Here is a 12,704-nt window from a genome sequence, read left to right as displayed (position 1 = left end):
TAGTTCTTGAACACCATGATGATTTCACAAATTGACATAATTTGGAGAAAGTAGGTTTCACGGATGCGTAACTTCTTGGCGGTCATACTCGCCATTATTGCCGGGGTGACCGCCTCTGTTGGGTTGGTTGCGTGGCAACTCAACAGCGTGATCCACGAGCCAGAGCCCGTCCAAGACATCTTGGGATCGGGTGAAGCTGCAGAGGAGTTTAAGGCCTCCGTTCCCGATGCCCTAGGCAGTATGGCTGCTGACTCTACCGGTGTCGGGCTCATTGATGATGCAGTCGGTGAGGCCGTGTCTGCCGCAGCTGGTGAGATCACAGCGCATGAGGATTTCGACCAGGCGTGGTCTGAGAGCCTAGAACTGACGCGTACGGGGTGGGTGGAAGACATTGCGTCGTTGCGTGACCGGATGGAAGCTGGTGAACCCATCGCAGACAACGCGACGGACGCACAGTTGCAGCTCCAGTTAGATCCGGTAGCCCAGGTTTCTGTGTCGATGCTTGAGGACACGATCCGTGAGGCGACCGCCGATCTCCCCGGAGCCTCAGAGAATTCCGTTTCGTTGAACACTGACCCTGATCTGACGGTGAACACTTCTGTTCCTCCGGTGACGATGCTGACTGCTGAACAGGTGGTGTTGGCTGAGGAGCTGATAACCCTGTGGCCGATCCTGCTGGTCATTGTCGGCATTGTGTTCCTCATGGCGTTGTTGGTGGCCTCCAGTGGGAGCCGTTGGATTTCTTGGTTGGTGACGGGGCTGGTCATAGCCGTCGTTGGTGTGTTTTCCAAGTTCGGCTTCTCCGCGATGCAGAATTCTATTCTTGAAGATGATGGGGACGCCGCCTACCTATCATTGCTACGGCCCTTTTTGCGGGCGGTGCAGGACTGGGCGGATCCGCAGATCCTGATTCTCATTGCAATCGGTGTAGGTATCGCACTGTTGGGAATTCTGGGCGGGTTTATCTCCTCAAATCAACGCAGTCGTCGTCAGCTCCGGTAGCGTACCGCCTGTTGTCCCTGGGGTGAGTTCACGTGCGTTTCCGGCGCGCCAGGGACGACATCGGTGTTGTGTGCTGAAACGGCTTTCCAATAGTCCCCGAGCTCATCGGTGCACCGGGTGACCACAAAGCTGAAGACTGTTCGACGGTCCTTAGCCACATGTCCGTCGGGTGTGCGCTGTCCAGTCACGGTGACCCGAGCGTGTACCAGTGCGTGGTCGTCACCTAAAAAGCGGATTTCGGTTCGTCCAATAGTCATGTGCGAGTGTCCGAAAATGTGCTCAAACCCGTAGCGGTGCGCCGTGCGGATTTGCCCCTGGCTGGACCACCAGAGGCCGGTGACGTTCACAAAATGTGCATCGTCAAGGAACAAGGCTGCCAAGGCATCCGCATCGTGTGTATTCCAGGCACGCTGAAAACCGGTGAGGATGGATTTTGGTGACTGACGGTTCATCGCACTACTCCGAATCCCTGGCGTGGGCTGCATCGATATTGGCTTGAAGTTCTGGCGCAGTCACATCACGGGCTGTGTGTTGGAGCGGTTCTGGTACATCGATGGTGTCTAGCGACGCGTCGAGTTCTTCGAGGCGCCGGGCCGACGGCAGCACCCGGCCTTCCAGCGTGGCCATCATGGAATTGAACCGCGAGACGGTCGTGTTTAGGGATTTGCCGAGCGAATCTAACCGGCGTCCCATCAGGCCCAGCCGTTCGTAGAGTTCCCTGGCGGATGAGAAGACGGTCCGTGCATTATCGACGAGGTTTTCTTGTTGCCAGGCATATGCCACGGATTTTAGTGTAGCCAGCAGCGAGACCGGCGAAACCAGCGCGACTCCCTGACCGAAGGAATAATCCAATAACTGTGGATCAATGTCCAGGGCCGCTGCCAGATGCGATTCTGCTGGTAGGAACAGCAATACTAGATCCGGGGTGTTCTCCAGTGCCGCCCAGTACTTCTTGGTACTCAGCGCTGTGATGTGTGAGCGCAGGGCGCGGGCGTGCGCCGCTTCATGCTCGCTGCGGCGACGTTGTTCCTCTTCGGAGCCATCGGCTGGTATTTCTGCGGCCTGCAAGATGGCCGACATTGGCGCCTTCGCATCGACGACCAACGACTTTTGACCGGGGAGATGAACCAGCATATCGGGGCGGAACTGTTCACCATCTCGGGCTGCCGTATCGACAGAAAAACTGACTTGCTCGTCAAAATCGGTATGTGGCAACATGCCAGCCGCCTCGACGATGCGCCGCAACTGGACCTCACCCCAGTGGCCACGAGCAGATGAGGATCGCAGACTCGACACCAGCTTTTGCGTATTTTCTAACAGCGCGGAATCCGTGGCATGCGCACTGCGCAGCTGCTGAGACAGTTGGCCATATTGTTGCCCACGATCGCGTTCCAATTGGGCAACCTGACCGCCCAGCTGTTCCAACTGCTGAGACAGTGGACCAAGCATCTGTAAAATTTGATGCTGCGACTGAAATTGCTGACGATCCTCATCGCGCTGACGGTCCAACAGTTCCGCACGAGTTTGGGCAGTGGCTAATTGTTCCCGCAGCGCGGCGTCGTCGGAGGGTGGTGTCCGGCCTGAGGCAATGCGACTCCCAACAAAAACACCGGCGCCGAAGCACACCACGGCAATCAAAATAGACAACACAATTGCAGTTGAAATCTCCATACCTCTCACCCTGGCACACCGCACGGACACGATAAGGTGGCTCGCTGCAATGTCATTGGGAAAATGAAGTATCCGATACTTGGAGTATCGGTATATAGTGGGAGAATGTAAGGTAGCTTACAAGTCACTACTGAATGGAGCAGCGTCGTGTCCACATCCACATTGCAAGGCAAAACTGTATTGATTTCTGGAGGCAGTCGCGGCATTGGTCTGTCGATCGCCAAGCGACTTGCCGAAGATGGTGCCAACGTCGCGCTGCTGGCCAAGACAGCAGAGCCGCATCCTAAACTTCCGGGCACCGTCTATAGCGCCGCCGATGAAATTCGTGCTGCCGGAGGCCGCGCGCTGCCGATAGTCGGTGATGTTCGCGAAGAAGCCGATGTGCAGGCGGCCGTCGATGCTGCCGTAGAAGAATTCGGGAGCATTGACATCGTCATCAACAACGCCTCGGCCATTAACCTCGAACCCGCCGAGACGATCGAGATGAAACGCTACGACCTGATGCACGACATCAACGTGCGGGGCACATTTTTACTGACTCGCACCGCGCTGCCGCATCTGAAAAAAGCTGCCGATCCGCGGATTTTGAGTTTGTCACCACCTTTGAACATGAGTCAGAAATGGTTGGGCGCCGCACCTGCCTACATGATGGCAAAATACAGCATGAGTCTGGCAACACTAGGTATTGGGGCCCAGCACGACATCCCGGCGACATGCCTCTGGCCCAAAACCACCATCCAGACTGCTGCCGTGCAATACGCCCTGGGTGGATCAGAAATGTATGATCGTTCGCGAACACCCGAAGTCTATTCAGACTCTGCTCATGCGGTGTTGACTGCTGAACGTGGCAAATACGCTGGTCAGACGATGCTGTGTGAGGATGTCCTCGAAGACACGGGTGTTACAGATTTCGGACAGTATTCGCCCGGCATAGATCCCACCGAGTTAGAAAAAGACATCTTCGTCGACTAATACACCACTAGGCTGAGTATCCGGGACACGGTCCCGGATACCGTCGTTTAAGTCGCGTTGAATGGTGGAGGAGGGGAGTCATGATGCAGCAGCTGACCTTGGAAACCCTCGGCCCCACGGTGGAGAATAATGCCACGGTCATCGTGGATTTCTGGGCTCCCTGGTGTACCACCTGTGCACGATTCACCCGCATCTTCACCGACGTCTCACACCAATTCGAGGACGTCGTATTCGCCACCGTCAACACGGATGAACAACAAGAGCTCGCTGCCATCATGGGTGTGCGTTCACTGCCTACTCTCGTGGCGTTTCGCAACGGCAAACACGTATTTGCAAAATCAGGCGTGATGAGCCGTCGGCAATTCGCCGAAATCGTCGAACAGATACGCACGCTGGGCAACAACCCCATGTAGCCACGAACCTCGTTGAGTTATCCACAGTCACTCCAACACGCCTGATGCGCCGTGGTCTTTCCTGCCAAGCTCTTGTTATCCACATCAAATCACGATGAAGCAGGAGTTCGACATGACCATGGAAAAACCAGTAGAGCTTGTACCTCGAGCATTCACCCGTCGGGAGAAAACCAGCATCCGTCAGGACGTCAAACGATTCGAAAAAATTGGTAGAGACCACGGGTGCGTCAGCATGGAAGACTTTGCCCACTTTGTCAGCGATCGAGTGAAATCCAACAGTGCAGGCGGTCTGACCTCCTCATCGAAGGAACTCATCCGCGGTCTTGCCGTGTATTTTGGGGAGCAGCTGCTGTATAACACCACACTGGCGCGTCTCGCAGTCGACTTTGTTGATGATGATTCGACATTACGAAGCGCAATCGCTTGGCACGAAGAAAACCCTGGTGGGGTGTTGGTCGATAGATTTGCTGGCCAAAGCGTATTCGCCCCATCCATCATTTTGGAACGGCTCGACGAAAGCCACCGCTGGCCGGTATCACTCGATGAGATTCTGGATCAAATTATCGACTGGAATCACGGATATCTGTTCAGGGAAGAAGTCGAAACGCTCTTTATCACCGGTGAAGACATCGAACCGGACGCATCCATGGCCGCCTAAGTCGGTCTATCTCGCGTCGTATCATCACGATTTTTAGGAGCCACCGTGAACGCCAACGTGACAGCCGGATACACCCGCCCACTGGCCTGTGCCGAACTGCCCGACCGGTATGAAGCCAACCAGCGCATCGCCAATTTTGTCAATGTCGATGATCTGAAAGCACTCGACGATCTGTGCCTGACCGGCAGGGAACTCGTACGACATCAACACATCGGTTCGCCAACCACGCTGTGCCAAGAACTCATTCGAGACCTCACCATTTGCTTCGGTGAAATCATCATGCGCTATGTCAGATCAGACTGGGCGATGGGCATCGAATCGTTGGGCGAAAACGAATACACAGCACCAACTTGGATGCTAATGCTGTATGCAGATGGGGACTACCGTTCGCTGCATCTTGAAGACTACGTCACCCGACGCTTCTTCGAACAAACCGAAACGAGCTTTGCCATGTTGCTTGACGAAGTTGTTAAGCTCGCCAAGAACGTGCCGGGCTTATATATCGGAGGGTATCAAAAGCCCACCGAAGAGTAACGCGCCAAGTTGTCGCGTACATTGGGCCCAGAACATAGCAGGACATTTGTGCCACACTGGAGTTCGATGCGACGGCTCTACATGACGCCCCTGGCCCGTGAGCCGGTACGCTAGCTGCGGCCAGGACGAATTTGGAGGTGTACCACGATGGCGGATTCGACAACCCACCATCATGATCACGATGAGCACAGTCATCACGAGGGACATGACCATCGCGGTGGTCATGGCGATCACGGAGACCACGTTGGACAGTTTCGTCGACTGTTTTGGATACATCTCATCATCGCGGTGCCAGTGATCATCTTTTCCCCGATGTTCGCCAACCTGATTGGTTATTCGACACCCGACTGGTCGCTGTGGATCGCGCCCCTGTTCGGGACCGTGATGTATGTGTGGGGTGGGCGCCCCTTCCTCACCGGAGCAGTTGGTGAAATCAAATCTCGTGCTCCAGGCATGATGCTGCTGATCGCGCTGGGCATTAGTGTGGCCTTCTTTGCCTCATGGGCTGCGACGCTTGGCCTCGTCGATGCAGAACTGGAGTTCTGGTGGGAACTCGCCCTACTCGTGGTCATCATGTTGCTTGGCCACTGGATTGAGATGCGTTCCCTGGCACAGACCACCTCAGCGCTCGATTCTTTGGCCGCGTTGCTGCCAGATCAGGCTGAACGCGTCGAAGGTGACGAAGTCGTCCACGTGGCACCAGACGAGCTCGCAGTCGATGATGTCGTCATCGTTCGTCCCGGGGCAAGCGTTCCTGCAGACGGTGTCATCGTTGATGGTGGCGCGGCCATGGACGAATCCATGATCACCGGGGAATCACGCACTGTCACCAGAGGCAAAGATGATGCGGTGACCGCCGGAACGGTGGCCACTGATTCCGGGCTGCGAGTCAGAATCACCGCGGTTGGTGATGATACTGCGCTCGCCGGCATTAACCGTCTGGTGGCGCAAGCACAGAGCTCGTCCTCACGAGCTCAACGTATCGCCGACCGTGCGGCAGCACTGTTGTTCTGGTTTGCACTCGGTGCGGCCGTGATCACCGCTATCGTGTGGCTGCTCGTCGGCACTCCCGATGCCGCCGTGGTTCGGATCATTACCGTGTTAGTTATTGCGTGTCCGCATGCGTTGGGTCTGGCCATCCCGTTGGTGGTCTCGATTGCCACCGAACGTTCCGCACGCGGGGGAGTGCTCGTCAAAGACCGTTTGGCCTTGGAATCGATGCGAAACGTCGACGCGGTCCTCTTCGACAAAACTGGCACACTCACCAAAGGCGAACCGACGGTTACCGACATCGAGCCGGTTGGTGCAATCGCCGCTGACGAAGTACTGGGACTTGCTGCCGCCGCAGAAGCACCCAGCGAACACCCGCTGGCTCGAGCCATCGTCAGTGCGGCCGAGCAGCGCGGCATTCGCCTGGAACAGTCAACCGATTTTTCTTCCTCGCCTGCGGTGGGTGTCACCGCGACCGTCCAGGGCCAGCAGATTCGCGTCGGGGGTCCCTACATGTTGGATGAGGTTGGGCAAGCAGAAGTTTCTGCCGCCGAGAATTGGCGTAGTGAAGGCGCGATTATTCTCCATGTCGTTCGTGATGGCACGGTCATCGGAGGCCTGAAACTCGCAGACGAAATCCGTCCAGAATCTCATGACGCTGTCACTGCCCTTCATGCGCTAGGGGTGGACGTCGTGATGATTACCGGCGATGCCGAGGCCGTCGCGCAGAAAGTAGGACGCGAACTCGGTATTGATCGAATCTTTGCGGGCGTGCGTCCCGAAGACAAAGCAGCCAAAGTCGCCCAGCTGCAGGAGGAAGGCAACAAGGTGGCGATGGTCGGTGATGGTGTTAATGATGCGCCAGCACTGGCCCAATCTGATGTTGGTATTGCCATTGGCGCTGGTACCGATGTGGCTATTGCTTCTGCCGGTGTGATCCTGGCCAGCTCTGATCCACGATCAGTGCTATCGGTCATGGAATTGTCCCGTGCCACATACCGCAAGATGAAACAAAACCTGTGGTGGGCCGCCGGGTACAACCTCATAGCAGTCCCGTTGGCGGCAGGCATACTGGCGCCCATTGGTTTCGTGTTACCGATGTCCGTTGGGGCCATCCTCATGTCACTTTCGACCATTGTCGTGGCGCTGAACGCACAGTTATTACGACGAATAGATCTCAGTCCCGAAGCAAGCACGCGCATGGTGCTCGAGCAGCGGTAAACGGGGTCGCGCGTGCATCTCCAAAGGGCCGAGGTCAGTCGTTGGGCCGGTCTTTCTGCGGTAGGGACTCTCGGACGAGCTCGTAGGAATCGTCCACCAGGTCCTTAACCAGATCCTCGCTGATCCCACTGCCGGCGCCAACGCTCACCCAGTGCTCGTTGTCTAGATAGCGACCGGGAATTATCGTTGGGTAGTCCTGACGTAGGGCGTCACCGTGGTCCGGATCTGCTTTGATAGTAATGATCAGCTCGTCTGGGTCATCGGTGACGATGAGAAACACCTTGTCTGCGACCTTGTACACATCGAGACTCTCGGTGAAAGGCTGCCCGTTCGATACCCCGGGCAGGGACTCTGCTCTTGCTCGGGCGATCTGCTGTAACTTCTTGCCGGTGAGTTTCATACATGCCCCTGGGGCTTCACCGAAGCTCGGGGGTCGAAAGGGAGCCCATCGTCGACGCGGGCAACCCCTCGGCCATTTCGCGGGCCACGTCCTGCTGCTTGCGTCCCTGCACGATGCACCTCTCGTTCTTTGGGATGGTTCACCTTCAAGCCTTGGCATAGGCAGAGCCGCAGTCAACCTTCGAGGTGTTTCTCTGTGGTAAGGCTATGAATCGCTGGGCTTTGGCTGGCGAGTGCTTCAGTCGTCGTCAGGATCATGCGTTGCATGGCAGCGGCTGCCCTGCTGAGACTTACATCTTTCCGGTGCGCAAGTGAGATAGTTCGCGTCAAGGACGGTTCGATCAGACGTCGGGATTCCAAGCCAGGTCGATCCAGGAGCACCGTCGCCGGGACCACCGCAACACCCAAACCACGTTCGACAAAGCGCAAAACAGCGTCCATTTCTGCACCCTCTAGGACCACGTTCGGTACGAGGTCTTGCTGCCGGTAAGCCTGCATAGTTGCCGCACGAAGGTCATAACTTTCCGAGAATACAATCTGCGGTAGCGCGGCCAATTGGCGAAGCGTTAGCTGACCACCATGCTCGGCGAAATGAGCCGGATGCCCAGAAATCACCATGAGCTCTTCGACAAGCAACGGTGTGTGAGCCAGGCTCTCTGCAGACGAGGGGTCGTGATCGGAAGCCACAATGAGCGCTAAATCTAAGGAGCCACCCACCAGCTCATTGAGCAGGTTGTGCGAACCAGATTCGTGTAGGTGCAGATCCACACCCGGATAGTCAGCGTGATACGGACCAACGACTTCCGCTACGACAGAAACGCACATGCTCGGTGGGGCTCCTAAACGGACGCGCCCGCGCCGTAGCCCCGCCATCTCGTGCATCTGAAAACGGATGTGTTCGGCGTCGGCAAGCATGCGTGAAGCCACCGGGAGCAGCGTTTCGCCTGCCGCCGTCAGTGTGATGTTGCCCCTAGCTCGATTGAAAAGTTCGGACCCAAGCTCGATTTCGAGCGTAGAGATTTGGCGGCTCAGCGTGGGCTGTGCGAGATGCAGTTCGGCGGCTGCCCTGGTGAAATGCCCGGTTTCAGCCACGGCAAGAAATCCTTGGAGTTGTTCAAGATTCATGGTCATAGCATATATGTATCGTGACCAGTCATAGAATTCATTGGACTAATCATCGGCAAAGTTCTTAGCGTTGAGCACATGTTGAAGAACAGGATTCAAGAAAAGAAAATCTCGACCAGTGTGCTCGTCATCGGCACGGGCGGTTCTGGGCTGCGCGCTGCCATTGAGCTAGCCGAGCAAGGTGTTGACGTATTGGCTGTGGGGAAGCGCCCACGCAATGATGCTCACACCTCACTAGCAGCCGGCGGCATTAATGCCGCACTTGGCACGATGGACGCCGAGGATACCTGGGAGCAGCACGCCGCTGACACGATCAAGGAAAGTTATTACCTTGCTGACCCGAACACCGTAGAAATTGTTGCCAAAGGTGCCGCTGAGGGCATTACCGACCTCGAACGCTTCGGCATGGGCTTTGCCCGTGAAGAGGACGGGCGCATCTCACAGCGGTTCTTTGGTGCACACACATTCCGACGCACAGCATTCGCTGGCGACTACACCGGGCTGGAGATCCAGCGAAGCCTGGTGCAACGCAGCGAACAACTGGACATCCCCATCCTCGACACCGTCTACATCACCGACATCCTGACCGAGGACAACAAGGTCTTCGGCGCCTATGGTTTTGATGTGAATGACGGCACCCGCTATTTGGTACATGCTGACGCCGTTATCCTGGCGGCTGGTGGACATAACCGGATCTGGCGCCGCACCTCCTCTCGCCGTGACGAAAACACCGGTGACTCGTTCCGTCTCGCGGTAGAAGCCGGTGCCAGACTCCGCGACCCAGAACTCGTCCAATTCCACCCATCAGGAATCATAGAACCAGAAAACGCCGCAGGCACACTCATCTCAGAGGCCGCTCGCGGCGAAGGTGGCATCCTTCGCAACGCACTGGGCGAGCGGTTCATGGAACGCTACGACCCCGAACGCATGGAACTGTCCACCCGTGACCGCGTGGCGCTCGCAGCCTATACCGAAATCCAGGAAGGCCGAGGCACTGAAAAAGGTGGCGTTTGGTTAGACCTGTCGCATCTGCCACGCGAGGTCATTCTTGAGAGACTGCCGCGGGTTTATCAGACCATGCTTGAAGTTCAGATGCTCGATGTCACCCGTGAGCCGATCGAAATCGCCCCGACCGCGCACTATTCAATGGGCGGGGTCTGGGTCCGTCCAGAAGACCACTCCACCGATGTCGCCGGGCTGTATGTAATCGGTGAGGCATCCAGCGGACTCCATGGGGCGAACCGCTTGGGTGGGAACTCGCTGATTGAACTCCTGGTGTTCGGACGCATTGTGGGCCAGGCTGCAGCAGACTATTCGGCGAACCTGCTGGCTCAGACCCGTTCTGCTGAAGCAATTGCGCAAGCCCGTGGTGAAGTTGATCGCCTCTTGGCAGCAGATGGGACGGAAAATGTACGTGCTCTACAGCGTGCGATTCGTGACATGATGACCGAATACGCTGGCGTTGTTCGACACGAAGCAGGACTCAAGAAAGGCCTGGCTCGACTCGACGAGATTGAATACCGCATGGAAAATATCGGCATCCACCCCGACATTGCAGGCTTCCAAGACCTCGCCCACGCGTACGATCTGAAATCATCAGCACTGTCCGCCCGGGCCACACTCGAAGCCGCCCTGGAGCGTCGCGAAACTCGCGGTTGCCATAACCGGAGCGACTTCCCAGAGATGGACGCAGGATTGCAGGTCAATCTGGTTTGGTCGCCAGAAACCGGTGTGACTCGCGAAGCGATTGCACCGGTGCCACAGGAGCTCACCGAGCTAATCCGTGAGGTCAGTGTCGAAGGCAAATTGGTCGAATAATACACGAGCAATTCAAAAAGACGCACCGCGAACCGTGGACCATTTCGACAAGGTAGAGTAAGGGCCGTGTCTTTATCTATTGGTTTTGTCGGACTACCCAACGTCGGTAAGTCAACGTTATTTAATGCCCTCACCCGCCAGACGGTTTTAGCCGCGAACTACCCATTCGCGACCATTGATCCCAACGTGGGGATCGTCAACCTCCCGGATGAGCGGCTGGACAAGTTGGCAGAGATCTTTGGTTCCCAAAAGATCCTGCCAGCCACGGTTTCTTTCGTTGATATTGCTGGCATCGTCAAAGGTGCTTCCGAGGGTGAGGGTTTGGGCAACCAGTTCCTGGCCAACATTCGTGAATCCTCGGCCATCGCGCAGGTTGTTCGCGTCTTCGAAGACTCCGATGTGATCCACGTTGACGGCGAGATCAATCCAAGCTCGGATATGGAAACCATCAACACCGAGCTGATCCTCGCTGACATGCAGACGCTTGAACGTGCCATCCCGCGCACTGAAAAAGAGGTCAAAGGCAAGAAAGCCGATAAGGCCGTACTGGATGCAATGATCGCTGCCCAGACTGTGCTGGAGCGCGGCGATACCATCTTTTCTTCCATCGACTCGGACAAACTGGAGATGGAACACCTGCAGGAACTGAACCTGCTGACCGCTAAGCCGTTCATCTACGTGTTCAACTCCGATGACGAAGTACTAGATGACGCGGCCCGCCGACAGGAGCTGACCGACCTCGTTGCTCCGGCACGTGCAGTCTTCCTCGATGCTCAGTTTGAATCTGAACTCGTAGAGCTCTCGGAAGAAGAAGCCCAGGAGATGCTGGAAATGTCTGGGCGGGAAGAATCCGGCATGGATCAGCTCGCACGCGTAGGTTTTGAGACGCTTGGACTGCAGACCTACCTCACCGCCGGGCCCAAAGAAGCACGCGCTTGGACTATCAATAAGGGCGATACCGCTCCTGAAGCTGCGGGTGTCATCCACACTGACTTCCAGCGCGGGTTCATTCGTGCCGAAGTGGTTTCATTTGAAGACCTCGTAGCAAACGGTTCAATGGCTGAAGCGAAAGCACAAGGCAAAGTCCGTCTCGAAGGTAAGGAATACCTGATGCAGGACGGCGATGTCGTCGAATTTCGATTTAACGTTTAATCGCTCATGCCGCCCGTCATTATCTCCTGAACTTTCTGCACGTATTCGGAGAAGGCTACACGACCCAGTGGAGTGAGTGAGGCCCACATACGCGGACGACGGCTAGATTTCGCCACCTTGGACTCCAGCTTGACGTAGCCAGCGTCAACTAGCACCTTGAGCTGCTTACTCGCGACGGAATCTGATACGCCCAGCTCATCGCGAATCACCCCGAACTCGACTGTACTGGTGGATGAAAGCATCGAGCAGATCGCAAGTCGCTTCGGAGCGTGGATCGTTTCGTCTATATCGAAATTCATTTAGAGACCGACTGCTTTCGACCTGCTTCTACGATCTCACGGTCGATCCGTGATCCAGTGAACGTCGTTGTGGCGGCGCTGACCGTTGCTGCGAGGAATATGACTAGCGGGGTGTCAATGTTGTGCGCCCAAACGGCGACGAGAGCACACGTTGTTCCGACGGTGAAGAGCAAGACTGCATAGATAGTGGCGCGCGAAGAGGGGTAGGTTGGCGGCATGGTCACACCGCGCTTCCGGGTGAGCGTGGCGGCCCAAAAGGCGGTGATAACTACCACTATCAGGCCAGTGTATACAGACCATTGCAGCCCCGCCGCCATTGCTGCGATCGGTGTAGCCCAAAGTAGACCTAAACAGGCTCTTCCGGTTTAAGGGTGGGGTGAGGGTTTAAGACACGCCGGGGGTGAAGGTGGTGGAAGGTGTCGGGGTCTTCCGAAAATATTGGTAGCGACC

14 protein-coding genes are annotated in these 12,704 nt (G+C 56.4%); 8 read left to right on the top strand and 6 right to left on the bottom strand.

Going from position 1 to position 12,704, the window contains the following annotated elements; translation table 11 throughout:
* Nucleotides 1–63: 63 nt before the first annotated feature.
* The gene (locus tag ACYVJT_RS12230; protein ID WP_343959456.1) at nucleotides 64–1,002 is read left to right on the top strand and encodes a hypothetical protein; all 939 of its coding nucleotides are present in this window, start codon (nucleotides 64–66) and stop codon (nucleotides 1,000–1,002) included.
* On the opposite strand, the gene ACYVJT_RS12225 is transcribed toward ACYVJT_RS12230, so the two are convergent.
* Both ACYVJT_RS12225 and ACYVJT_RS12220 read right to left on the bottom strand, forming a co-directional pair.
* Entirely contained in the window at nucleotides 990–1,454 is a 465-nt protein-coding gene (locus ACYVJT_RS12225) for an SgcJ/EcaC family oxidoreductase (protein ID WP_343959458.1), read from the bottom strand. The two genes, ACYVJT_RS12230 and ACYVJT_RS12225, sit on opposite strands and share 13 nt — an antisense overlap.
* Before the next feature lie 4 nt (nucleotides 1,455–1,458).
* Nucleotides 1,459–2,673: a DNA recombination protein RmuC gene (locus ACYVJT_RS12220; protein ID WP_343959460.1), complete on the bottom strand. Its 1,215-nt coding sequence runs from the start codon at nucleotides 2,671–2,673 to the stop codon at nucleotides 1,459–1,461.
* 147 nt (nucleotides 2,674–2,820) lie between these two features.
* Here ACYVJT_RS12220 and ACYVJT_RS12215 point away from each other — a divergent pair, with 147 nt between their 5' ends.
* The 5 genes from ACYVJT_RS12215 (at nucleotide 2,821) to ACYVJT_RS12195 (ending at nucleotide 7,461) form a co-directional block, all read left to right on the top strand.
* Nucleotides 2,821–3,645 carry an SDR family oxidoreductase gene (locus ACYVJT_RS12215; protein WP_343959462.1) on the top strand — a complete coding sequence of 275 codons (825 nt, stop codon included), beginning with the start codon at nucleotides 2,821–2,823 and terminating at the stop codon, nucleotides 3,643–3,645.
* 80 nt (nucleotides 3,646–3,725) lie between these two features.
* On the top strand, nucleotides 3,726–4,058 hold the full coding sequence (locus ACYVJT_RS12210) for a thioredoxin family protein (protein ID WP_343959464.1): 333 nt from the start codon (nucleotides 3,726–3,728) through the stop codon (nucleotides 4,056–4,058).
* A gap of 112 nt (nucleotides 4,059–4,170) precedes the next feature.
* Nucleotides 4,171–4,716, top strand: coding sequence for a hypothetical protein (locus tag ACYVJT_RS12205; RefSeq protein ID WP_343959467.1), 546 nt, complete (start codon nucleotides 4,171–4,173; stop codon nucleotides 4,714–4,716).
* 45 nt (nucleotides 4,717–4,761) lie between these two features.
* Nucleotides 4,762–5,250: a hypothetical protein gene (locus ACYVJT_RS12200; protein ID WP_343959471.1), complete on the top strand. Its 489-nt coding sequence runs from the start codon at nucleotides 4,762–4,764 to the stop codon at nucleotides 5,248–5,250.
* A gap of 147 nt (nucleotides 5,251–5,397) precedes the next feature.
* Nucleotides 5,398–7,461, top strand: coding sequence for a heavy metal translocating P-type ATPase (locus tag ACYVJT_RS12195; protein ID WP_343959474.1), 2,064 nt, complete (start codon nucleotides 5,398–5,400; stop codon nucleotides 7,459–7,461).
* A 34-nt stretch (nucleotides 7,462–7,495) separates the two neighbouring features.
* On the opposite strand, the gene ACYVJT_RS12190 is transcribed toward ACYVJT_RS12195, so the two are convergent.
* Nucleotides 7,496–7,861, bottom strand: a complete 366-nt coding sequence (locus ACYVJT_RS12190) for an MmcQ/YjbR family DNA-binding protein (RefSeq protein ID WP_343959477.1) — start codon at nucleotides 7,859–7,861, stop codon at nucleotides 7,496–7,498.
* Between the two features lie 173 nt (nucleotides 7,862–8,034).
* Nucleotides 8,035–8,985 carry a LysR family transcriptional regulator gene (locus tag ACYVJT_RS12185; protein ID WP_343959480.1) on the bottom strand — a complete coding sequence of 317 codons (951 nt, stop codon included), beginning with the start codon at nucleotides 8,983–8,985 and terminating at the stop codon, nucleotides 8,035–8,037.
* A gap of 78 nt (nucleotides 8,986–9,063) precedes the next feature.
* Here ACYVJT_RS12185 and ACYVJT_RS12180 point away from each other — a divergent pair, with 78 nt between their 5' ends.
* Both ACYVJT_RS12180 and ychF read left to right on the top strand, forming a co-directional pair.
* On the top strand, nucleotides 9,064–10,803 hold the full coding sequence (locus tag ACYVJT_RS12180) for an L-aspartate oxidase (protein WP_343959483.1): 1,740 nt from the start codon (nucleotides 9,064–9,066) through the stop codon (nucleotides 10,801–10,803).
* Nucleotides 10,804–10,869: 66 nt separating this feature from the next.
* Nucleotides 10,870–11,955 carry a redox-regulated ATPase YchF gene (ychF, locus tag ACYVJT_RS12175; RefSeq protein ID WP_343959485.1) on the top strand — a complete coding sequence of 362 codons (1,086 nt, stop codon included), beginning with the start codon at nucleotides 10,870–10,872 and terminating at the stop codon, nucleotides 11,953–11,955.
* Here the strand turns inward: ychF and ACYVJT_RS12170 are convergent.
* Both ACYVJT_RS12170 and ACYVJT_RS12165 read right to left on the bottom strand, forming a co-directional pair.
* Entirely contained in the window at nucleotides 11,952–12,254 is a 303-nt protein-coding gene (locus tag ACYVJT_RS12170) for a transcriptional regulator (protein ID WP_343959487.1), read from the bottom strand. The genes ychF and ACYVJT_RS12170 overlap by 4 nt on opposite strands.
* Nucleotides 12,251–12,529 carry a hypothetical protein gene (locus ACYVJT_RS12165; RefSeq protein WP_343959489.1) on the bottom strand — a complete coding sequence of 93 codons (279 nt, stop codon included), beginning with the start codon at nucleotides 12,527–12,529 and terminating at the stop codon, nucleotides 12,251–12,253. Before ACYVJT_RS12165 ends, ACYVJT_RS12170 begins: the two co-directional genes overlap by 4 nt.
* Nucleotides 12,530–12,704: the final 175 nt, after the last annotated feature.

The organism is Yaniella soli, from assembly GCF_054782375.1.
Note: the sequence above shows the minus strand (reverse complement) of the source record. Positions and strands in the feature narration are given on the sequence as shown.